Origin of the sequence: Ruegeria sp. HKCCD6604 (genome assembly GCF_013110635.1) — a bacterium.
In the GTDB taxonomy this organism is placed as follows: domain Bacteria; phylum Pseudomonadota; class Alphaproteobacteria; order Rhodobacterales; family Rhodobacteraceae; genus Ruegeria.
Window position 1 is genome coordinate 235,729 of the sequence record NZ_WVQW01000004.1, and the last position, 21,548, is coordinate 257,276.

Genomic DNA, 21,548 nt, shown 5'->3' on the forward strand with positions numbered 1-21,548 from the left:
CGCCGGCCTCACCCAAAGACGGCGGTGACAAGATCGAGGAGCCCGCGTTTGATATCCTCGTCATCGGTCAGAGGTTCGATCATGGCGGCAAGGATGGCGCGGTCGGTGGACATGCCCTGCGCGATCAGCGTCGCGGCATAGACGACCAACCGGGTGGACACGCCCTCCTCGAGGTCCTGACCCTTGAGCCCGCGCAGCTTGCCCGCCAGCCGCACCAGCGGCTTGCAGCGTTCCAGCGGCAGGCCGCTTTCCTGCGCGACCACTTCGGCTTCCATCTGAGGTGAGGGAAAGTCGAATTCCAGCGAGATGAACCGCTGCCGGGTCGAGGGTTTGAGGGTTTTCAGGATGTTCTGATAGCCGGGGTTGTACGAGGCCACCAGCATGAAGCCGGGCGCGGCCTCAAGCTCTTCTCCGGTGCGGTCGATCGGCAGGATGCGCCGATCGTCGGTCAGCGGGTGCAGCACGACGGTGACGTCCTTGCGCGCCTCGACCACCTCGTCGAGATAGCAGATCGCACCTTCGCGCACCGCGCGGGTCAGAGGGCCATCGACCCAGACGGTTTCGCCGCCCTTCAGCAAGTAGCGCCCGATCAGGTCGGCGGCGGCCAGATCGTCGTGGCAGGCCACTGTATAAAGCGGGCGGCCAAGTTTCGCAGCCATATGGGCCACAAACCGGGTCTTGCCGCAGCCCGTCGGGCCTTTCAGCAGAACCGGCAGGTCGTTTTTGTAAGCGGCGGTGAAGACATCGCATTCATCGCCCTGGGGCAGGTAGAAGGGGGCGTTTGCCGCCCCCTCTTTCAGGTTCATGGAGCCATCCATATCCATCACTCCGCAGGGGTTTCAGCTGCGCCGGGTTCAATGACCTCTTTGCGGGGAACCCAGATCGAATAGATGAACAGCAGCGCCCCAAGGACAACGACCAGACCAGAGCCAAGACGCATCCAGTAGAAGATCGCGATCTGGTCCTGTACGTCCATGAAGTAGTCTCCGACCACGCGCTGCATGTGTGTCTGCACGGTGCCTCCGAAGGTCAACACGAAGGTCATAAAGACCATGCCGCTGGTCATCAGCCAGAACGAGCCCATGTTCAGAACCTGATTATAGGGATCACGGTTCTTCAGGATCGGCATCGCATAGCTGAAGATCGCCAGATTGAGGCAGACATAGGCGCCGTAGAAGGCCAGGTGGCCGTGGGCTGCGGTGATCTGCGTGCCGTGGGTGTAATAGTTCACCCCGTGCAGCGTGTGCAGGAAGCCCCAGACACCGGCACCGAAGAAAGCCAGCGTGGCACAGCCCAGCGACCACAGCAGCGCGGCCTTGTTGGGGTGGTCACGACGGCCCTTCCAGACCATGACGAAGGCAAAGGCCATCATCGCAAAGAACGGGATCACCTCGAGGCTCGAGAAGATCGAACCGATCCACTGCCAGTATGCAGGCGTGCCGATCCAGTAATAGTGGTGACCTGTGCCAAGGATGCCCGAGAACAGTGCGGCGGCGACGATGACGTATAGCCATTTTTCGACCACCTCACGGTCAACACCGGTCAGCTTGAGCATCAGATAGGCCAGGATCGAGGCCATGATCAGTTCCCACACACCTTCGACCCACAGGTGGACGACATACCACCAGTATTGCTTGTCCAGCGACAGGTTGCCCGGGTTGTAGAAGGCGAACAGGAACAGCAGCGCCAGACCCCAAAGGCCCAGAAGCAGGATGTTGGTAATGGCTGTCTTCTTGCCTTTCAGAACGGTCATCGACACGTTGTAAAGGAAGATCAATGCAGCCACGACGATACCGGCCTTGACCCATTTGGGCTGTTCCAGGAACTCGCGCCCCTCTTTGCCCAGCAGCCAGTTGCCTTCGAACAGGTTGAAGACATAGGTGACGACCACGCCCAACGTGCCGACAACAAGGATGATCAGTTGTAGATAGGCAAGCTTGGGCGAGTGGATCTCGCGCTCGGCTTCTTCCGGGATCAGGAAGTAGGCCGCACCAAAGAAACCCAGGATCAGCCAGACGATCAGAGAGTTGGTGTGCAGCATCCGCACGATGTTGAACGGCAGAAGCTCACTCAGGAAATTGGGGAATACATAGATGAAACCGGCCAGAAGGCCGCCGATCACCTGTATCGCGAACAACGCCATGGCTACCGCAAAGTAGGCATAGGCGATTTTTTGGGATTCGTATTTCATTGTTTCGTTCCCTTTCTCAGCCTGCCTCGTTGGGCGGCCAGCCCTGCGCGTCGATGTTGTCCGTCCAGATCAGGAAGTTGGTCAGGTCACGGAGTTCTTCGTCGCTGAGGTTGAAATTGGGCATTTGCCGACGACCGGGAATGCCGGTCGGTTGTGCTTCCATCCAGCCCTTGAGGGATTCAAAGGCTGATTCCGGGTCGTCCAGCACGCCCCAGCGGGTCATCACGTTGCCGACTTCCGGAGCAAAGTAGGCCCCTTCACCCAGAATCGAATGACAGTTCACACAGGCGTGTTTTTCCCAGACATGCTTGCCCCGGACCACACTGTCATCCAGCTTTGCGGCATTTTCGGAATTGACGATATACCAGTGGGAATGGGCCGAAAGGGCCAGAAAGATGAGAATGAAGAACAGTGACCCGCCATAAAAAATATTGCGGGCCATGCTCTTTGTCATGACGTCTCGCATTGCGCTCTCCTTTGCGCAGATTAGCTAGTGTCTGCAACATGACGGGCGGGACGCGGGAGTGCCTTAACGAAAGTCAAGACTTCTCAAGTATGCTCTGGAACGAGGTCGGATGCCTGACAAACAGCAAGGACCACGAAAAAGCCTGGGGTTCGCCTTGATATCTGAACCAATCGTGAGGAATGTCGCGTCGACATTTTAGTATAGCGGAGTTATCCAAGCGCTTGAGAGAACAAGTGTAAATTCCGTGTCAGAGAGTGATGGGTTAAAATGGCAAACTATTCCTATATCGGTTATACGCCCGGCGTAATCACGGTGAATACGATTGGGCCGGATACGGTTACATTGGATGTCAATTTTGATCCTGACACGGATCGTCGTTTGTTCAGCGTGACAGACGCAGCCGGTGGGTTTATTCAAAACGGCGGCGGACCACCCATTGTCGATACTGGCGATGTTTTCAACGGCGACCGCTTCGACAACGAAGACGGCGATGATCTGACGCAAACCGGCACCATCACCACCCTTGATGGCTCGACCACCTTTCTTAGTGGCCCAATTTACCTGGAAGAATCCTATATTCTGTCCAAACCAGGCGGGGGTACTATTACAGTTTATCGTGTGGAAGTTGACGGAACTTTGGGTGGTTACATAACCTCTGAACCCCTTGTGCCCGGCACGACATACTCGATGAACATCGTGAATGTTACGCCGACCAATGCTCCTGACACAACTGATCCGACCACTATCATTGACGTGCCGTGCTTCGTAGCCGGAACGTTGATAATGACTCCAGAAGGTCCGAGGCCCATCGAGGATTTGAAGGTGGGTGACGTGGTCGTCACCGCCGACAACGGACCGCAACACATACGCTGGATCGGCACGCGACATCTGGACCAAGCGGCGCTTCGCGCCCGTCCCAGGCTGAAGCCCATCCGGATCGAGGCCGGGTCACTGGGCGATCACTTGCCCCAGCGTGATCTTTTCGTGTCACCGCAACACCGTATGCTGGTCCGGTCGCCGATTGCCGTCAGAATGTTCGACGCCGAAGAGGTTCTTGTTCCTGCTCACATTCTTGTCGGCGTGCCCGGCATTTCAATCGCTGATGACACCCGTGCTGTGACCTATGTCCATCTTTTGTTCGACCGTCACGAGATCATCTATGCGGAAGGCGCACCTTCCGAAAGCCTGCTCACCGGTGCGCAGGCCTTGTCCAGTGTTCACCCGAACGCACGGGCGGAAATTCTTGAATTGTTCCCTGAATTGGATCAGCGCAATTACGTTCCGCTGGCCGCACGACGGATACCGGAAAAAGGGAAACGCGCTCGGGCTTTGGTCCATCGTCATATCAAGAACGCGCGGCCACTGGTCGCTGAACGATAAGCGCCGCCCGAACAGGCGTCAGGGCTGTTGCACGGCGCGGGGGCCGGTCAGGGCAGGCCACATGGCAAACAGATACAGCCCCATTGCCGCGATCCAAAATCCATCCGCTGTCAGCATCGCCGTCATGTACCCTCCTGTCATGTCGGATCCCAGCCAACGCACAAGCGCTGCAACCGCCATCAAACCATAGGCAATCGCCATGGGCTTTGGCGCGACAAGGGGGCGACCGCTGTGGCCCAAGGCGGCGCGGCTCATTACGGCAAGGGTCATGCCACCAACGCAACCAATGCCCAGAACGTGGAGCGCGCCGATCTCATTTCCCATCCCGATGGCCGCCACCCCCCAGAGAATCAGACCCAGCGCCAGCATCCCCAGACCCAGATGCAGCGCGATCAGGATCGGTTGACGCAAGGCCCAGCCTGTTCTCCAACGCGCCATGCGCATCAGTTGAACACTGCCCATCACCAAAGCAACGGCCCCCGCAACAGGCCCGACATCAAGTGCAAGCACAAGCAGGGGCAGCAACAGCGCCAGAATCATCGTCGCCCTGTCCAGCCAGGCCACGGATACCGGCCACGATGCTTCGGGTTGACCCGCTCTTTTCATGGCATTGCGTGTAAAAGCCGGCGTAATCCGGCCACCCAGGATCGCGATCATCGAACACAAGGTCAAAAGCCCGGCCCGGATACCGGTGTTCAGCGTATCCACCGTGACCCCCATCCATTCCAAATGAACCATAACGTTCGAGGCCAACATCAGAACCAGAAGATACAGAAACACCATATTCTGGGGCTTGGGCCGACGAACCAGTTGACTGGCAATCTTCAGCGCCAGAATGGGAACAAAGCTCAGGTCCACGAGTGCGACGAACAGAGGTGGCAACACTCCGGAAAACCAGACCGCCAGACGCCCGGCCATCCAGATCAATGCGACAAGCGTGATAAAGCGGGCCCGCGCCTCGGGCGCACCGGTCCAGTTCGGCACGGCGGTCAGAAAAAACCCCCCCAAGGCGGCCGTTGCATACCCGAAAATCATCTCATGCGCGTGCCACATCACCGGCGGCATCGCGTAACTCTGTTCCATGTAGGGCATCAGCCCGTCGAGCGACGCCAACCATACGCCCCACGCGACTCCTGCAAACATACCGTAAAGACCCGCCGAAAGAAAAAAGACCCGGAACCCTTCACTGAAAACACGCGCGATTACAGCTGTCATGCCTGCTCTCCATAGCTTTTCCCGCCGTTGAACAATGTGTAGTGCCCGCATGACCCGGCGCCCTTAACCAAAATCAAGACTGGGCTTAAACATGTGTGAGAAACACAAGATTTATTGGCGGTTTTGATCTGTGTTTTCTTTCCAAAGTGCTTTGTCTGCACCCTTGCCGTTGACTTTGGTCAAGGATGACATCCACGTGATGTTTCACTCTCGACACCGCCTCACCACGCATATGGAGAGTGATCATGTCACTTGGAATCAGCTACAACAAACCCGGCCGCGCCTTAGGGGTCGGATTGGCAATGTTGTTGGGCAGCGTCGCTGCTCCGACCTTCGCCGAAGAGCCAACTTTGAGCGAAGAAGCCTTTGAATCGTCTAAACAGCTCTATTTCGAACAATGCGCAGGCTGCCACGGCGTATTGCGCAAAGGGGCCACGGGTAAAACCCTGGAACCGCATTGGAAGAAGACCGCAGCCGACGGCACTGTAACCGAAGGCGGCACCTTGCAACTGGGACAGGAACGCCTTGAAAAGATTATCGCCTGGGGAACCGAAGGCGGCATGAACAACTTCTCGGACATCATGACCGAGCAGGAAATCAAGGATATGGCGACCTACATCATGATGGAGCCGCCAAAACCACCTGAAATGTCGCTGGAACAGATGATGGCGACGCGTAAGGTCTATGTCGAAGAAGAGGACTATCCGACCGAGCCGCTGCACGGCCGCAACTGGGAAAACTTCTTTGTCGTCATCGAACGTGACGTAGGCAAGGTGGCCGTGATCGACGGCGACACCAAAGAGGTGCTGACCCACATCCCCACTGGCTACGCCGTGCACGTTCTGAAAGCGTCCGAACACCACAGCCTGACCGAGCCGGAACACCCCGGTCGCTTCTGGTACACAATGGGTCGCGACGGCAAGATGACCAAGATCGACCTTTGGCAGACGCCGGACAAGATGTTGGTATCCGAAGTCAAGATTGCATATGACGCCCGTGACGTCGCCGTTTCCGGCGATGGTAAATACGTCATCGGTGGTGGCTACTGGCCGCCGCACTTTGCAATCGTTGACGCGAAGACCATGGAACCGGTCAAGGTCGTATCGACCCGCGGCGTGAACGTTGATGGTGAGTATGTGGAAGAAGCCCGTGTGGCAGCCATCTACACCACTCCGAATGAACCCACCTGGATCGTTGCCGTGAAAGAGCTGGGACAGTTGTGGCAGGTCGATTACACCGATCTGGACAACCTTCGGATCGACAAGATCGACAGCGCCAAGTTCCTGCATGACGGGTTCTTCGATCCGACAGGCCGGTATTTCCAGATCGCCGCAAACGCGTCGAACAAGATGGTGGTTGTCGATACCGAAACCCACAAGCTTGAGGCGATGATCGACACAGCCGCGCTGCCGCACCCTGGTCCGGGCGCCAACTGGGTCGACCCGAACTGTGGCCCTGTGGCGGGCACAACCCACCTTGGTGTCGGTACCGTGACCGTTTGGGGCAACGATCCTGAAAACCGTCCGGATGACGCCTGGAAAGTCTGCTACGAAGTGGAAACCGACGGCCCCGGCCTGTTCGTCCGCACCCACCCGAACTCGGATTACATCTGGGCTGACCAGACTAAGCATCCGGAACCGGAAGTGCAGCAATCCGTGCAGGTCATTTCGAAAGAAACCGGCGAAATCGTGAAGACGATCCAGATCACTGAAGACGAAGGCAGCGCCGCTGTTCACTTCGAATTCAACGCTGACGGTACCGAGGTATGGGTTTCCAAGTGGAACCTGTCGGACTCGAAGGAACCCAATGGTCAGATCGTGATCTTCGACGCCAAAACGCTGGAAGAAATCGGCCGCATCGATGGGCTTTATGCCCCGACCGGCAAGTTCAACGTCTACAACCGGTCGAACCACGTCACCTGACGAGGTCAGGACGACCACAGGAAAGGGCGGGCCCCTCGCCCGCCCTTTCCTTGTTTGAGTCATCAGCCAAACTCACCGGCCTGCCACCAAGGGCCAGACAATACAGCCAAAACGGAGCCCGGATATGACCTCCGAACCGGAAAAGAAAAAACCGATCTGGCGCCGGTATTTCCTATGGGGAATGCCTGTGGCCGGTATCGCCGCGGCCTTTGCCGCCGGCATCATCTTCTGGGGCGGGTTCAACACCGCAATGGAAGCCACGAACACCAAGGAATTCTGCATCTCATGTCACGAGATGCGAGATTTTGTTTACGAAGAATATACCGGCACGATCCATGACGTGAACCGGTCGGGTGTGGGGGCTGTTTGTTCCGACTGCCATGTTCCCAAAGACTGGACACATAAGATGATCCGTAAGATCAAGGCGTCCAAAGAGCTGTATGGCAAGATGGTCGGTACCATCAACACCCGTGAAAAGTTCGAGGCCAAACGTGTACATCTGGCCATGAACGAATGGGAGCGGATGAAGGCCACAGACTCGCGCGAATGCCGCAACTGTCACGATTTCGAATCGATGATGCCCGAATTCCAGAAACCACGCGCCCGTCAGCAGCACCTCAATGCGATGACTGTCGGACAGACCTGTATCGACTGCCACAAGGGGATTGCACACTCGGATGCACGCGACCGGGCGGACGAAGAGTATCTGGAAAAGCTTGAAGCACCGAATCCGGACTTCATCCGGCCCATCCCCCCGGAATATCTGGCCAGTCTCGAAAAGATTGAAGCCAAAGAGGCCGCTGAAGCAGAAGCAGAAAAAGCCGCCAAAAAGGCTCAGCAAGAGGCCGTTCAGGCCCAGATCGCAGCGGCTGTTGACGCTGCTTTGGATGAAGAACGCGCAAAAACCTCCGGTGAAGACGCCGCGGCGCCCTCTGGCGGAGCAAGCGACGTTGGGTCCAACATCGACTGGAACGCAGTGGCCGCGGCGGATCTGAAACTGTTTTACCCTGGTCAGGCCTCGTTTGAATGGGTCCAGAACGGCAAGTTCCATGGTGGCGCGCGCCCCCTGACCAAAGGCGGGGATCAGTGCACCACCTGTCACGCCAAGGAACTGGACACCATCGGCAACAAGATCGTTGCGGGTGGAGATCTGGAACCGACCCCGATTCCGGGCAAACGCGGTGTCATCGACGCAACCGTTCAGGCGGCGCATGACGACGAAAACCTGTACATTCGCCTGCAATGGCCGGACGCGGGTCACAACCCTGCCCCGTTCGTCGATGGCGGCAAGATGGACCCGGACAACCAGATCAAGGTTGCCATGATGATTACCGGCACTGGTATCGAGCTGGGCGATCAGGTGGGATGCTGGGCTTCGTGCCACGCCGACAACACCTATATGCCTTTTGCGCCCGAAGCGGATGCGATCGCGGCAAATGCGGATGTTGCCGGTCGCCTCAATGCCACGGACACCGTTACCAAATACATCAGCGAAAGCCGCACGGATGTTGAGGTCAAGGGTCGCCGTGGCAAGGCCCTGGGAGGCTGGGACAAACTGAAGGCCGAGGAACAGATCGAGCAGTATCTGGCCGACGGCACCTATCTTGACCTGATGCGTGTCTACGCCGACGGAAGCGCCACCAATGGCTATCTGTTGGAGCAGCGCGTGGTCAATGATGGTGAAATCGCCGCATCGGCCGAGCTGTCCGGTGGCATGTGGACCGTGGTGTTTACGCGCCCCCTGAATTCGGGCGCGCCCGGTGATGTGCCATTGGAGGCGGGCAAGACCTATACCGTTGGCTTTGCCATCCACGACGATTTTACCGCCGCAAGGTTCCACCACGTGACGCTGAATACCAGCCTGGCGCTGGATGATGACAGCGCGTTCATCAACGTGGTCAAACAATGACGGATCGGGGCCGGGTCAACCGGCCCCGGCCACTTTTGGAAAGGAGACATGGACCATGAAACCCCAACGCCTTCTTCCCGCGCTGCTGCTTCTGGCCGCGCCCGCCTGGGCGGACGAAACCGCCGAAATCTGCGCCGAGGCCGAAGAGCGCTATGTCGAGTTGTTCGGTCAGCCTTCGTCGGCCGTCGAAGACGCCGAAGTGGTGCTGATGTACAAATACAATTTTTGCCCATCCGAATTGACCGTGAAGGCAGGTACAACTGTCCGATGGGTGAATGTCGACAAACGCACCAGCCATTCCGTCCTGTTGAAGGATGGCAGCCAACCTGAAAGTGATCGCCTGTTCCCCGAGGAATCTGTTGAACTGACCTTTCTCACGCCCGGCTCACAGGACTATCTGTGCGGCCCGCATTGGGAGACACAGAACATGATCGGAATGATCACCGTCGAACCCTGAAACAAGGCACAATACAGGCAGGATGAAGGAGCGCGGGCGCAAATCCCGCGCTCCTTAACTTATGTCAAGGAGGTTGGTTTTCGATTGGGCCAATCTTCCCCCATGACACGCCCGGCTCACCCAGCAACGTCTTGCAAACGCAACGGATCTGCATGGGATACCGGGTCTCGAAGACTTTCAGACCAAGCGAGTTTGCACATGAGCGGTAAGGTTTTTCTGATTGGCGCAGGCCCCGGCGACCCCGAGCTGATGACCCTGCGCGCACTGCGGATGCTGCAAGAAGCGGATGTCGTGGTTTATGACCGGCTGGTGTCCGCCGACATTCTGAACTTGCACGCGGAAAGCGCCAGGCTGATCCCTGTCGGCAAGGCCCCCAAATGCCACACCGTTCCGCAGGACCGCATCAACGAAATACTGCTTGAAGAAGCCAGCGCAGGTCACACGGTCGCCCGGCTGAAAGGCGGCGACCCCATGATCTTTGGTCGCGGTTCGGAAGAGGCTGCCTATCTGATGGCCCGCGGTGTCGCTGTCGAATACGCACCGGGCATCACGGCGGCCCAGGGGGCGTCTTGTTCGACGGGTGTGCCGCTGACCCATCGCGGGCTGGCGACTTCGGTTCAATATGTCACCGGACATCGGCAGGCCGACAAAGTGCTGGATCTGGACTGGAAACGTCTTGCCGATCCGGACTCGACACTGGTGGTCTATATGGGCGTCGCTAATATCGGTCAGATCGCCATGGGGTTGATGACCGAAAACCTGCCGGGCTCGACGCCGGTTCTGGCGGTGGGCAAGGCCACGACACCTGATGAGCGTCGTCTAGTGTCACGGCTTGACCAACTGGCCACGGATGTGCGTGCAGCCGACCTGAAGGCGCCGACGCTGTTTATCATTGGCAAGGTGGTTTCGCTTTATGCCGAACGGCCTGTGGCCGAGCTTCTGGAACAGGCCCATGGCTAAGCTGGGAAGACGAGATCAGGGGACTGTCCCAACATGCACCGACAGATCGCCGGGTCGCTCGGGGTGGGCGGCGCGAACCGGTCTGACCATTGCGGTTCTGGCCGCGACCTCCGCCTTCGCGGCGGATGTCATCGATCCCGACACCCTGAAAAGACTTGTGCATCAGGATTGCGGTTCCTGTCACGGCCTGTCCCTGAAGGGCGGTCTTGGTCCCGATCTGCGCAGTGAGACACTTGAACACTACGACGCGGATGTTTTGACCAGCGTCATCCTTGACGGCATCCCCGACACCGCAATGCCCCCGTGGCGGCCCCTGATCAGTGAAGAAGAGGCCGAATGGATCGCCCGTTACCTGCTGGAACAGGAGGCACAATGAAACACTTCATTCTTGGCCTTGCAGCCACATTGATGATCACCACAGCGCAGGCTGAACCGACCGCGACAGGCGACCTTGGCCTGGTCATCGAACGCGCCAAGGGCTCGGTGCTTCTTGTGGATCAATCCGACCGCGCAGCTCTGGCCCGGATCGAGGGATTGGGTGATCTGTCGCATGCGTCTTTGGTCTATTCGCCCGATGAACGGTTTGCCTATGTGTTTGGCCGCGACGGCGGGCTGACCAAGATCGACATCGTGACCCGCCAGATCGTGAACCGCGTCGTGCAGGCCGGCAACGCCATCGGCGGGGCGATTTCGGACGATGGCAAGCTGGTGGCCGTGTCGAATTACGAACCCGGTGGCGTGCGCGTATTCGATGCGGACACGCTTGAGATGATCGCTGACATCCCGACCGACAGCAAAACCATCGGCCTGGTCGATGCGCCGGGTCGGCGGTTCGTTTTCACGATGTGGGACACTGGGGAAACCTGGATTGCCGATTTCGCAAAAGGCGCACCAGAGATCACCAAGATCCCGGACATGGGCAAGAACCCCTATGACGCGCTGATCACTGCAAATGGCCGCACCTATATCACCGGTCTGTTCGGCGAGGACGGCCTGACCGCGCTGGATCTGTGGGCCGAAACCCCCGAACCGATCCGCGTTCTGCCCGATTACGGGCGTGGTCAGGAAGAAATGCCGGTCTACAAGATGCCTCATCTGGAAGGCTGGGCGCTGACGGGCCGCGAGTTCGTTTTGCCCGCTGTCGGCCATCATGAGGTTCTGTGGATCGACGCCGACACTCTGACCGAAACGGGGAGGACCAAAACCCACGGGCAACCGGTCTTTGCCATGGCCCGTCCCGATGGGCGGCAGGTCTGGGTGAATTTCGCCCACCCGCTGAATGACACCATTCAGGTGATCGACAGTGTCAGCAAACAGATCATCCACGAACTCAAGCCCGGCCCGGCGGTCTTGCACATGGAGTTCACGCCACGCGGGCATGAAGTCTGGATCAGCGTGCGCGATGCCAACAAGGTCATGGTCTACGACACGCACAGTTTTGAAAAACTGCGCGAGATCGACGCGGACAGCCCGTCCGGCATCTTCTTCACCGCCCGTGCGCACAGAACGGGGCTGTAACCGATGCGACATATCACGGACCCGATCGACCGCCGCCTGCTGGACGAATTTCAGCGCGACTTCCCGATCACCGAGAGACCGTTCCAGATGTTGGGTAGCGCACTCGGGCTGGACGAAGCCGAAGTCATTCATCGCTTGTCCCGAATGCGCGCCACAGGCCGTATTACAAGGGTTGGCGCCACCATCACGCCCGGCGCGGTGACGGCCAGCACCCTGGCTGCCGTGGCGGCTCCGGAAGATCGGTTGGAGGAGGTCGCCGCCCTGATCGATGCCGAGCCCGGGGTGAACCACAATTATCAACGCGAAGACGCTTGGAACCTGTGGTTTGTCGCGACCGGACCGGACCGCGCGCATGTCAACGATACCCTGGCGCGGATCAGTCGATCCACCGGATTGCAGGTGCTGGACCTGCGGCTGGTGCGCCCTTTCAACGTGGATCTTGGTTTTCGCATGACAGGCGGAGCCAAAAACGTACCCACGGCACGAAAGGTCGATGCATCCGTCATGCGCAAGGGCGATCGTTGCCTGCTACAGTCTCTGAGTTCCGGGCTATTTTTGGTCTCAGAACCCTACGCCGCTCTGGCTCGTTCGCTGAAACGGGATGTGACAGACGTGATGGAGCGGGTCGAAGCCCTGCATGCCGCCGGAATAATCTCGCGGCTCGGCGTCATTGTGCGTCACCGGGCGCTTGGCTGGTCGGCCAATGCGATGGTGGTCTGGGATCTGCCGGCAGAACAGATTGAAACCGCGGGTCCGGCTTTGGCCGCCTTCCCGGGGGTGACCCTGTGCTATGAGCGTAATCCGGTTCCCGATGTCTGGCCATATCGCCTGTATTCCATGATCCACGCCCGCACACGCAAAGAGGCTTTGGATGTTCTGGCCGGTGCGATTGCATTGCCCGAATTGGCCGGAGCACGGAACAAGGTCCTGTTCTCAACCCGCTGTTTCAAACAGACCGGCGCGCTGATTCAGGCAAAGGAGGTCGCCGCATGACGCTGAACCAAACGGATCGCGCGATCCTGAATCGTATGCAAGAGGATCTGCCGCTTACTTCACACCCCTACGCAACCGTCGCCGCAGAGCTTGGCCTGTCCGAGGCGGAATTGCTGTCGCGTCTGAGCCGCATGAAAGATGGCCGCGTCATTACGCGCTTTGGTCCGTTTTTCGACGCCGCGGCCATGGGTGGGGCTTTCTGCCTTTGCGCAATGGCCGTTCCAGACGAAGAATTCGAAACCGTCCTGACCAAAGTCAATGCACATCCCGAGGTGGCACATAACTATGAACGCACGCACCGGCTGAACATGTGGTTCGTGCTGGCCACCGAAATACCCGAGGGGATCGAGGCCACCGCCGATGCCATCGAACGGGAAACGGGGATCAGTGTTCTCCGTTTCCCCAAACTTCAGGAATTTTTCATCGGCTTCCGGGTGGCGGCATGATCGACGCAACAGACAGACAGATTATCGAGTCGCTCCAAGGGGGACTGCCGCTGGTGGCCGCACCCTATGCGCAGGTCGCTGCCGATCTGGGCCTGACCGAGGCCGCATTGCTGGACCGGCTGGCCGCGCTGAAGGCGCGCGGGGTGATCCGACGGATCGCAGCAGCCCCCAACCATTACAAGCTGGGAATGACATCTAACGGCATGACCGTCTGGGACGTGCAGGATGACCTGATCACCGAACTGGGTGCTCATATCGGGGCACTGCCTTTCGTCACCCATTGCTATGAACGGCCCCGCGCCCTGCCAGACTGGCCCTACAACCTGTTCGCCATGGTTCATGGCAGCTCGCGCGACGAGGTCGAGGACAAACGCGGCCAGATCGCCGCGATTCTGGGATCGGCCTGCCGCGGCAGCGACATCCTCTATTCGACGCGCATCCTGAAAAAGACCGGGCTGCGCCTGAAACAGAAAGGCTGAAACATGTTCCGCCTGACCGAATACATGCATCAGCTGGTCAAGCCGACACCGGTGCGCAAACGGCGCCCCGGCCCGGTAAAGCCGGTTGTGATCTGGAATCTGACGCGGCGCTGCAACCTGAAGTGCCGCCATTGCTACACCGTCTCGGCGGATGTCGCGTTCCCGGGTGAGCTCAGCCATGAGCAAGCCATGGTAACCCTTGAGGATCTGGGCCAGTTTCGCGTCCCGGCCCTGATCCTCTCGGGTGGGGAACCGCTGGATCGGTTCGATTTCTTCGACATTGCAAAACGCGCCCGTGATCTGGTGCCAATGCTGGCCTTGTCGACCAACGGGACCCGGATCTATGACGAAACCGCCGATATGATAGCGGATGTGGGCTTCAACTATGTCGGCATCTCGCTGGACGGGATCGGAGCGACGAATGACTGGTTTCGCGGCGTCGAGGGCGCTTTTGCGGACGCACTGCGCGGCGTGCGAGAGTGTAAAAAGCGCGGCATCAAGGTTGGCCTGCGGTTCTGCCTGACCGAAGGCACGCAACATCACTTGCCTGACTTGCTGAGCCTTTGTGATGATGAAGGTGTCGACAAGTTCTACCTGTCGCATCTTGTCTATGCGGGGCGCGGCGACAAGAACCGGGGCGAAGATGCCGCGCATCAGCGCACGCGCAAAGGCTTGGATCTGTTGCTGGAACGCGCCTGGGAAGCCGCATCGGGCGGCCGTCCGCTGGATATCGTGACGGGGAACAACGACGCTGATGCCGGGTATTTCCTGAACTGGATTCGCACGCATTTCGACGCCGAAAAGGCTGCACATGTGCGCGCGCACCTAGCCGCGTGGGGTGGAAACTCAAGTGGTTTGGGCGTCGCCAATATCGACAATCTCGGCCGGGTCCATCCGGACACTTACTGGTCTGACTACACGGTGGGCAACGTAAAGACCAAATCGTTTTCCGAACTCTGGACCGGCGATGATCCGATGCTTGCCATGCTCCGCACCCGCCCACGCCCGCTGAAGGGGCGCTGCGGAGCCTGCGAACTCAACGACGTGTGCGGCGGCAATACCCGCATCCGCGCCCTGCAATTGACCGGTGATCCCTGGGCCGAGGATCCGGCCTGTTACCTGTCCAACCAGGAAATCGGTGTGGATGATGCAGGGGAACGCCTTCAGGTCACACCGTTTCGGGGGAAAAGCCATGATCCGGCGCATCAGTTCTTTTAAGACACTCACATTCGGTACGTTGTGCTCGGTGTTGCTGGCGGGCACCGCCTGGGCAGATGCCCATTCGGATTACGCCGAACATTGCGCCTCATGCCACGGCGAGAACCGTCTGGGCGGGGTTGGCCCCGCGCTGATCCCTGAAACGCTCAAACGCATGCGGGGTCCCCGGGTTGCTGCGGTAATCGCGGAAGGGCGCGCGGCGACACAAATGCCGGCCTTCTCGCACGAGCTGGATGCTCTGCAAATCGAAGAGCTGGCCGGTTGGTTGAAATCGCCGTTGGAATCCGACCCCGAATGGGGCGAGGCCCAGATATTGGCCAGCCGGACGCTGGACGAGGAATATGTACCGGTGGATGCGCCTGTCTGGGACAGCGACCCGATGAACATTACGCTGGTGGTGGAAACCGGAGATCACCATGTCAGCGTTCTGGACGGTGACACGTTCGAGGTTCTGGACCGGTTCGAAACCCCCTTCGCCGTGCATGGCGGCCCCAAGTTCAGCCCGGATGGGCGGTATGTCTTCATCATGTCCCGCGACGGGTGGGTCCAGAAGTACGACATCTGGGCGCTGAAACAGGTGGGCCGTGTGCGTGCCGGCCTGAACAGCCGCAACATCGCAATGTCGGGCGATGGCAAATGGGTGGCCGTGGCGAATTACCTGCCCAACAGCCTGACGGTGCTGTCCACCGAAGACCTTTCCGTAGCAAAGGTCATCGAGGTCAAAAGCAAGAAGGGCCTGCCCAGCCGCGTCTCTGCGGTCTACCAGGCCCCCCCGCGGGAAAGCTTTGTTTTGGCACTGAAGGATGTACCCGAAATTTGGGAAGTGTTCTACGGCGCCAATCCCCCGCAATCCGGGCTTGGTCATGATTTCCGCATCGAAGGTCAGTTCAAGAACCCTGATCCTTTCCCTGTGCGCAAGATCACCACGGCTGACTATCTGGACGACTTCTTTTTCGACCAGAGTTATGAATATGTCATGGGGGCGTCCCGCGATGGCAAGGGCGGGCAAGTGATTGATCTGGTGATCGGGCACAAGGTGGCCGATCTGGATTTGCCTGGAATGCCGCATCTGGGCTCGGGGATCACATGGAAACACGGCGATACGACCGTAATGGCCACGCCGCACCTGACAGACGGCGCCGTGTCGGTGATCGACATGGAAAGCTGGGAAACCATCAAACGGATCAAGACCGAAGGCCCTGGGTTTTTCATGCGCAGCCATGAGAATTCGCCTTATGTCTGGGCAGACGTTTTCTTTGGCCCCAACAAGGACGCGATGCACGTCATCGACAAGCAAAGCCTTGAAATCGTGAAAACACTGCGCCCTGCGCCGGGCAAGACCGTGGCCCATGTCGAGTTCACCAGAGATGGCAGCCACGCACTGGTTTCGATCTGGGAAGATGACGGCGCGGTGATCGTCTACGACGCGCAGACGCTGGAGGAAATCCGCCGCCTGCCGATGCGCAAACCTTCGGGGAAATACAATGTCTGGAACAAGATTACCTTCTCGGAAGGAACCAGCCACTGAGGGGAAATGGCCAGTTTGGAAACTGGCCATTCTGCTGTATCCGGCCACGGCGTTGACCGTGGCCATCAACCTGTTTTTGCTCGGGCTTATCCTGCACAGCGTCGGGTTCGGCGCAATTGAACCGGTGCCGGCGATCCTCTGGTCGATTCCGCTGGGCATTCCTGCGGCATGGCTGGCCGGTCGGTGGCTGCGCGGATTGATGGACGAGGCCGACGGGTAGGTGCAAATTTTCAGGCACCTGACCTAAGTCAAGTCTTCGCCTGGAAGATTCCCCTAAGTTTTTGAAAAGAACGCCGAGCTGGATTCTCAATGCCTACCGTCCGCCCCCCGCATAGCCTGTTTGATCGCGTGTCCCGCGCGGTGTGCGGTTTGGTGGGTATTTTCCTGTTGCTTTTGCAGATGCTTGGCCCGGTGCTGGCGAGTCCCGGGGACAGCATGTGGATCGAGATCTGCTCGGAGGCAGGGGCGGTCTGGGTTGAAGTGGACCTTGAGGAAGGCACTGATGACCCGACCGCGCCTTGCCCGAAATGCGCCGATTGCGCGCTGTGCGCGGTGACAACGGCAGCCCCGCTGCCGGATCTGCCGCTGCTGATGCAGTCCGAGAATGCACGGATAGTACCCGCTGCAATCGGGGATCTGTGCATTTTGTACAACTCAAGGCGACTGTGGCCCGAAACCCGAGGGCCCCCGTTCGCGACCCAAGAAGAATTTGAACGCGCCCTGCGCGCGTCCGTGGCGTCCACCCTAGCAATCGGAGGTGCGCCGTGGTCGTAAGTCGCGCAATCCATTTCCTGCTGGCTTTCACTCTGTCCTGCCTGATGGCGACCAGCGCCCATGCCGACAGCCTGGCCAGTTTCCTGCCTGACATCGAACCTGCCGATCTGGCCCCTGGCGCCGATGCCTTTGGCCCGGTGCGCGATAACGTCAGGGTCGCCCCTGTCCTGAAGGGCGGCGAGACCGTTGCTTGGGCATTCCTGACCTCGGACTTTGTTGGCACGACGGGTTATTCCGGCAAACCGATCCACGTCGTTGCCGCCATCGATAACGACGCTGTGTTGACCGGAGTGCAACTGGTCAAGCACTCGGAACCCATCGTGCTGATCGGCATCCCCAATTCCCGCATGGTTGAATTGACCGAAGGCTATGCGGGCCTTGACCTGAAGGTTGAAGCCGAAACCGGGGGTGAGGGGCACGACCTCGACATCATCTCGGGGGCGACGGTCACGATCATGGTGATCGACGACAGCCTTGTGCGTGGCGGTATCAAGGTGGCGCGTGCATTGGGTCTGGGCGGCCTGTCGCCGTTGCAGGCCGACGGGCCAAGGCGCGAAGTCGATATGGCGCAGAATGCGGTCTATGACTGGTCGACCCTCTCGGGTGACGGCTCGATCCGGCGGCTGACGCTGGATGTCGGGCAGGTCAATGCCGCCTTCGAGGCCACCGGAGACCAGCGCGCGATCAAGCGCCCCGAACCGGGCGAACCGGATGACACTTTCATCGACATGCATATGGCGCTTGTCTCGGTTCCGTCGATCGGCAAGTCACTGCTGGGCGACGCCGAGTACCAGAACCTCGTGAACTGGTTGGACGAGGGCGAACAGGCCATTCTGGTGCTGGGGCGCGGTGCCTACAGCTTCAAGGGGTCAGGCTATGTGCGCGGCGGGATTTTCGATCGGATCCAGTTGATCCAGGGCGACAATTCGGTCCGGTTCTACGACAAACAGCAAGTACGCCTTGGCAAGGTTGCAGCCCCGGATGCACCCAGTTTCACGGAGCTGGACATCTTCAAGATCCCCGCCGATGCCGAGTTCGACCCGACCGAGCCGTTCCGCCTGCAACTGCTGGTACAGCGTGCCGTGGGTGCTGTTGAGAAAACCTTTCTGACATTCGATCTGGGCTACAAACTGCCCGACCGTTACCTGCTGCCCGTCGCAGCCCCAAAGATTGTCGACGATGCGACCGGCGAAGCCGCCGCCAAGGCTGCCCTGTGGCAGCGCATCTGGAAGGATCGCACCGTCGAAATCGCCGTTCTTGGCGTCATGCTGCTGGTCCTGACCGCGACGTTCTTCTTCCAGTTCCACGCGACGATGAATGCGCGGGTCTTCTACTGGTTCCGCATCGGCTACCTGACAATGACCCTGTTTTTCATCGGCTGGTACGCCAACGCGCAGCTGAGCGTGGTGAACCTGATGGCACTGGCGGGCAGCCTGCGCACAGGATTCTCGTGGGATGCGTTCCTGCTGGACCCGCTGGTGTTCATCCAATGGTTCGCCGTTGCCGCCGCACTGTTGTTCTGGGGTCGCGGGGCCTATTGCGGATGGCTGTGCCCGTTCGGCGCGTTGCAGGAATTGACCAACAAGATCGCGCGCGCGCTGAAAGTGCCGCAATGGACGCTGCCCTGGGGTCTGAACGAACGCCTGTGGCCCGCGAAATACATGATCTTTCTGGGTCTTTTCGGGCTCAGCTTCATCTCGATCCCGTTGGCCGAGAAATATGCCGAAGTCGAGCCGTTCAAAACGGCGATCATTCTGAAATTCATGCGCGATTGGCCTTTCGTAGTCTTTGCGCTGGTCCTGCTGGGGATCGGGCTGTTCATCGAACGGTTCTATTGCCGCTATCTCTGCCCGCTGGGCGGAGCACTGGCGATCCCTGCCCGTATTCGCATGTTCGACTGGCTGCGCCGCTACAAGGATTGCGGCACGCCCTGTCAGACCTGCGCCAATGAATGCCCCGTTCAGGCGATCCACCCCACCGGTGAGATCAATCCGAACGAGTGCGTCACCTGCCTGCATTGTCAGGTGCTCTACCAGTCCGAGGACAAATGTCCCGTCGTTATCCGCCAGCTGAAACGGCGGGCCAAGACAGGATCGGTCCAGATGAAGACCCCGCTCGGACAACCACCGGCGAACCATCCGAACGCCAAACCGCAATCCGTTTCCTAAAAGGAGGAACGAACATGTCGGAACATGACAACAAACTAACCGTCACACGCCGTGGGATGCTGGGTGCAACAGCAACCGGTGCCGTGCTGGCCGGGACCGGTCTGGGCTCGACCCTGATGACCGCGAAACAGGCGAGCGCCGCGGCCAATGCCAATCTCGAACCGGGCGAACTGGACGAGTATTACGGTTTCTGGTCCTCGGGTCAGACCGGCGAGCTGCGCATTCTGGGCTTTCCGTCCATGCGCGAGCTGATGCGGGTGCCGGTGTTCAATCGCTGCTCGGCCACGGGCTGGGGTCAGACCAACGAGTCACTGAAGATCATGACCGAAGGGTTGCTGCCTGAAACCAAGGAGTTTCTCGCCAAGCGCGGCATGAAGACCTATGACAACGGCGACCTTCACCACCCGCACATGTCGTTCACCGACGGCACCTATGACGGCCGTTATCTGTTCATGAACGACAAGGCCAACACCCGCGTCGCGCGTGTGCGCTGTGACGTGATGAAATGCGACAAGATCACCGAGATCCCGAACGCCAAGGCGATCCACGGCCTGCGTCCGCAGAAATTCCCGCGCACCGGCTATGTCTTTGCCAATGGTGAAGATGAAACACCGCTGGTCAACGATGGCAGCGTGCTGGACGATCCGTCGCAATACGTGAACATCTTCACCGCGCTGGACGGCGACACCATGGAAGTGGCATGGCAGGTGATCGTGTCGGGCAACCTCGACAACACCGATTGCGACTATCAGGGCAAATACGCCTTCTCGACCTCGTACAACTCAGAAATGGGCATGAACCTGGCCGAGATGACCGAGAACGAGCTGGACCACGTCGTCGTCTTCAACATCGCCGAGATCGAAAAAGGTATCGAAGCCGGCGATTATCAGGAGTTGAAAGGCGTCAAGGTTCTGGACGGGCGCAAGGGTCAGAACAAGAAATACACCCGTTACATTCCGATCCCGAACTCTCCGCACGGCATCAACACCGCGCCAGACGGCAAGCACGTCTGCATCAACGGCAAGCTGTCGCCGACCGTCTCGATCATGGACGTCACCAAGCTGGACGCCCTGTTCGAAAGCGACGCCGACCCGCGGTCCTGCATCGTAGGTGAACCGCAGTTGGGTCTTGGCCCGCTTCACACCGCCTATGATGGTCAGGGCAACGCCTTCACCACGCTGTTCCTGGACAGCCAGATCGTGAAGTGGAACATCGACAAGGCCATCCGCGCCTACAATGGCGAGGACGTGGACCCGATCATCTCGAAGGTCGACGTGCATTATCAGCCGGGTCACAACTCCACCTCCATGGGGGAAACCAAGGAAGCCGACGGCAAGTGGCTGATTTCGATGAACAAGTTCTCGAAAGACCGGTTCCTGAACGTTGGTCCTCTGAAACCTGAGAACGAACAGCTGATCGACATTTCGTCGGATGAGATGAAAGTGGTGCATGACGGCCCGACCTTTGCCGAGCCGCACGACTCGATCATCGTTCGCAGCGACATCGTGAACCCGGTCAACGTCTGGGATCGCAACGATGTTACCTGGGAAGACGCCCGCAAACAGGCCGAAGCCGATGGCATCGATCTGGAAGAAGGTGCGGAAGAACCGATCCGGGACGGCAACAAGGTGCGGGTCTACATGACCTCGCAGGCGCCGACTTTCAGTCTCGAGAAGTTCACCGTCAAACAAGGTGACGAGGTGACGGTTTACATCACCAACCTCGATGACGTGGACGACGTGACCCACGGCTTCTGCCTGGGCAACTACGGCATCGCGATGGAAGTCGCACCGATGGCAACCGCCTCGGTCACCTTCACCGCCGACCGTCCGGGCGTGCACTGGTTCTATTGCCAATGGTTCTGCCATGCGCTGCACATGGAAATGCGCGGCCGGATGCTGGTCGAACCGCAAGGAGCCTGACC

20 protein-coding genes are annotated in these 21,548 nt (G+C 59.1%); 16 read left to right on the top strand and 4 right to left on the bottom strand.

Going from position 1 to position 21,548, the window contains the following annotated elements; translation table 11 throughout:
* Positions 1 to 8: 8 nt before the first annotated feature.
* The 3 genes from GS614_RS12770 to GS614_RS12780 are packed head-to-tail and all read right to left on the bottom strand — an operon-like array spanning position 9 to position 2,657.
* Entirely contained in the window at positions 9 to 818 is an 810-nt protein-coding gene (locus tag GS614_RS12770; RefSeq protein WP_371419757.1) for a CbbQ/NirQ/NorQ/GpvN family protein, read from the bottom strand.
* A 5-nt stretch (positions 819 to 823) separates the two neighbouring features.
* The gene (locus tag GS614_RS12775) at positions 824 to 2,191 is read right to left on the bottom strand and encodes a cbb3-type cytochrome c oxidase subunit I (protein ID WP_152460361.1); all 1,368 of its coding nucleotides are present in this window, start codon (positions 2,189 to 2,191) and stop codon (positions 824 to 826) included.
* Between the two features lie 16 nt (positions 2,192 to 2,207).
* Entirely contained in the window at positions 2,208 to 2,657 is a 450-nt protein-coding gene (locus GS614_RS12780; RefSeq protein WP_152460362.1) for a cytochrome c, read from the bottom strand.
* 267 nt (positions 2,658 to 2,924) lie between these two features.
* On the opposite strand from GS614_RS12780, the gene GS614_RS22175 reads away from it, so the two are divergent.
* On the top strand, positions 2,925 to 4,037 hold the full coding sequence (locus tag GS614_RS22175; RefSeq protein ID WP_253285363.1) for a Hint domain-containing protein: 1,113 nt from the start codon (positions 2,925 to 2,927) through the stop codon (positions 4,035 to 4,037).
* An 18-nt stretch (positions 4,038 to 4,055) separates the two neighbouring features.
* Here the strand turns inward: GS614_RS22175 and GS614_RS12790 are convergent, their stop codons facing one another.
* Positions 4,056 to 5,252 carry an NnrS family protein gene (locus tag GS614_RS12790; RefSeq protein ID WP_171726490.1) on the bottom strand — a complete coding sequence of 399 codons (1,197 nt, stop codon included), beginning with the start codon at positions 5,250 to 5,252 and terminating at the stop codon, positions 4,056 to 4,058.
* Between the two features lie 245 nt (positions 5,253 to 5,497).
* On the opposite strand from GS614_RS12790, the gene GS614_RS12795 reads away from it, so the two are divergent.
* The 15 genes from GS614_RS12795 (at position 5,498) to nosZ (ending at position 21,546) form a co-directional block, all read left to right on the top strand.
* Positions 5,498 to 7,174, top strand: a complete 1,677-nt coding sequence (locus tag GS614_RS12795; protein ID WP_171726491.1) for a cytochrome D1 domain-containing protein — start codon at positions 5,498 to 5,500, stop codon at positions 7,172 to 7,174.
* A 124-nt stretch (positions 7,175 to 7,298) separates the two neighbouring features.
* A complete protein-coding gene (locus tag GS614_RS12800; RefSeq protein ID WP_171330814.1) occupies positions 7,299 to 9,083 on the top strand; it encodes a NapC/NirT family cytochrome c in 1,785 nt (594 codons plus the stop codon).
* A gap of 55 nt (positions 9,084 to 9,138) precedes the next feature.
* Positions 9,139 to 9,540 (top strand): plastocyanin/azurin family copper-binding protein, encoded by a 402-nt coding sequence (locus GS614_RS12805; RefSeq protein WP_171119356.1) that lies wholly within the window; start codon positions 9,139 to 9,141, stop codon positions 9,538 to 9,540.
* Positions 9,541 to 9,738: 198 nt separating this feature from the next.
* Positions 9,739 to 10,500, top strand: coding sequence for a uroporphyrinogen-III C-methyltransferase (cobA, locus tag GS614_RS12810; protein ID WP_152460367.1), 762 nt, complete (start codon positions 9,739 to 9,741; stop codon positions 10,498 to 10,500).
* The gene (locus GS614_RS12815; RefSeq protein ID WP_171726492.1) at positions 10,493 to 10,876 is read left to right on the top strand and encodes a cytochrome c; all 384 of its coding nucleotides are present in this window, start codon (positions 10,493 to 10,495) and stop codon (positions 10,874 to 10,876) included. Before cobA ends, GS614_RS12815 begins: the two co-directional genes overlap by 8 nt.
* A complete protein-coding gene (locus GS614_RS12820) occupies positions 10,873 to 12,018 on the top strand; it encodes a cytochrome D1 domain-containing protein (RefSeq protein WP_171726493.1) in 1,146 nt (381 codons plus the stop codon). Before GS614_RS12815 ends, GS614_RS12820 begins: the two co-directional genes overlap by 4 nt.
* A gap of 3 nt (positions 12,019 to 12,021) precedes the next feature.
* Positions 12,022 to 13,011, top strand: a complete 990-nt coding sequence (locus tag GS614_RS12825; protein ID WP_171726494.1) for an AsnC family transcriptional regulator — start codon at positions 12,022 to 12,024, stop codon at positions 13,009 to 13,011.
* Positions 13,008 to 13,457, top strand: coding sequence for an Lrp/AsnC family transcriptional regulator (locus GS614_RS12830; protein ID WP_171726495.1), 450 nt, complete (start codon positions 13,008 to 13,010; stop codon positions 13,455 to 13,457). Before GS614_RS12825 ends, GS614_RS12830 begins: the two co-directional genes overlap by 4 nt.
* Complete coding sequence (locus GS614_RS12835; protein WP_171205198.1) at positions 13,454 to 13,936, top strand: AsnC family transcriptional regulator; 483 nt, start codon at positions 13,454 to 13,456, stop codon at positions 13,934 to 13,936. The genes GS614_RS12830 and GS614_RS12835 overlap by 4 nt, the downstream gene beginning before the upstream one ends.
* A 3-nt stretch (positions 13,937 to 13,939) precedes the next feature.
* Positions 13,940 to 15,154: a heme d1 biosynthesis radical SAM protein NirJ gene (gene nirJ / locus GS614_RS12840; RefSeq protein WP_171726496.1), complete on the top strand. Its 1,215-nt coding sequence runs from the start codon at positions 13,940 to 13,942 to the stop codon at positions 15,152 to 15,154.
* Positions 15,129 to 16,682, top strand: coding sequence for a nitrite reductase (locus GS614_RS12845; protein ID WP_171726497.1), 1,554 nt, complete (start codon positions 15,129 to 15,131; stop codon positions 16,680 to 16,682). Before nirJ ends, GS614_RS12845 begins: the two co-directional genes overlap by 26 nt.
* A complete protein-coding gene (locus GS614_RS12850; RefSeq protein ID WP_152460375.1) occupies positions 16,639 to 16,902 on the top strand; it encodes a hypothetical protein in 264 nt (87 codons plus the stop codon). The genes GS614_RS12845 and GS614_RS12850 overlap by 44 nt, the downstream gene beginning before the upstream one ends.
* Positions 16,903 to 16,991: 89 nt before the next feature.
* Positions 16,992 to 17,456: a DUF2946 family protein gene (locus GS614_RS12855; protein WP_216601172.1), complete on the top strand. Its 465-nt coding sequence runs from the start codon at positions 16,992 to 16,994 to the stop codon at positions 17,454 to 17,456.
* Between the two features lie 44 nt (positions 17,457 to 17,500).
* Positions 17,501 to 19,624 carry a NosR/NirI family protein gene (locus GS614_RS12860; protein ID WP_216601177.1) on the top strand — a complete coding sequence of 708 codons (2,124 nt, stop codon included), beginning with the start codon at positions 17,501 to 17,503 and terminating at the stop codon, positions 19,622 to 19,624.
* Between the two features lie 14 nt (positions 19,625 to 19,638).
* Entirely contained in the window at positions 19,639 to 21,546 is a 1,908-nt protein-coding gene (gene nosZ, locus GS614_RS12865; protein WP_152460377.1) for a TAT-dependent nitrous-oxide reductase, read from the top strand.
* Positions 21,547 to 21,548 lie beyond the last annotated feature (2 nt).

Coding starts and splice junctions, on each gene's coding strand:
- GS614_RS12770 (WP_371419757.1), bottom strand. CDS start 818: ATGGATGGCTCCATGAACCTGAAAGAGGGGGCGGCAAACGCCCCCTTC.
- GS614_RS12775 (WP_152460361.1), bottom strand. CDS start 2,191: ATGAAATACGAATCCCAAAAAATCGCCTATGCCTACTTTGCGGTAGCC.
- GS614_RS12780 (WP_152460362.1), bottom strand. CDS start 2,657: ATGCGAGACGTCATGACAAAGAGCATGGCCCGCAATATTTTTTATGGC.
- GS614_RS22175 (WP_253285363.1), top strand. CDS start 2,925: ATGGCAAACTATTCCTATATCGGTTATACGCCCGGCGTAATCACGGTG.
- GS614_RS12790 (WP_171726490.1), bottom strand. CDS start 5,252: ATGACAGCTGTAATCGCGCGTGTTTTCAGTGAAGGGTTCCGGGTCTTT.
- GS614_RS12795 (WP_171726491.1), top strand. CDS start 5,498: ATGTCACTTGGAATCAGCTACAACAAACCCGGCCGCGCCTTAGGGGTC.
- GS614_RS12800 (WP_171330814.1), top strand. CDS start 7,299: ATGACCTCCGAACCGGAAAAGAAAAAACCGATCTGGCGCCGGTATTTC.
- GS614_RS12805 (WP_171119356.1), top strand. CDS start 9,139: ATGAAACCCCAACGCCTTCTTCCCGCGCTGCTGCTTCTGGCCGCGCCC.
- cobA (WP_152460367.1), top strand. CDS start 9,739: ATGAGCGGTAAGGTTTTTCTGATTGGCGCAGGCCCCGGCGACCCCGAG.
- GS614_RS12815 (WP_171726492.1), top strand. CDS start 10,493: ATGGCTAAGCTGGGAAGACGAGATCAGGGGACTGTCCCAACATGCACC.
- GS614_RS12820 (WP_171726493.1), top strand. CDS start 10,873: ATGAAACACTTCATTCTTGGCCTTGCAGCCACATTGATGATCACCACA.
- GS614_RS12825 (WP_171726494.1), top strand. CDS start 12,022: ATGCGACATATCACGGACCCGATCGACCGCCGCCTGCTGGACGAATTT.
- GS614_RS12830 (WP_171726495.1), top strand. CDS start 13,008: ATGACGCTGAACCAAACGGATCGCGCGATCCTGAATCGTATGCAAGAG.
- GS614_RS12835 (WP_171205198.1), top strand. CDS start 13,454: ATGATCGACGCAACAGACAGACAGATTATCGAGTCGCTCCAAGGGGGA.
- nirJ (WP_171726496.1), top strand. CDS start 13,940: ATGTTCCGCCTGACCGAATACATGCATCAGCTGGTCAAGCCGACACCG.
- GS614_RS12845 (WP_171726497.1), top strand. CDS start 15,129: ATGATCCGGCGCATCAGTTCTTTTAAGACACTCACATTCGGTACGTTG.
- GS614_RS12850 (WP_152460375.1), top strand. CDS start 16,639: ATGTCTGGAACAAGATTACCTTCTCGGAAGGAACCAGCCACTGAGGGG.
- GS614_RS12855 (WP_216601172.1), top strand. CDS start 16,992: ATGCCTACCGTCCGCCCCCCGCATAGCCTGTTTGATCGCGTGTCCCGC.
- GS614_RS12860 (WP_216601177.1), top strand. CDS start 17,501: ATGGCGACCAGCGCCCATGCCGACAGCCTGGCCAGTTTCCTGCCTGAC.
- nosZ (WP_152460377.1), top strand. CDS start 19,639: ATGTCGGAACATGACAACAAACTAACCGTCACACGCCGTGGGATGCTG.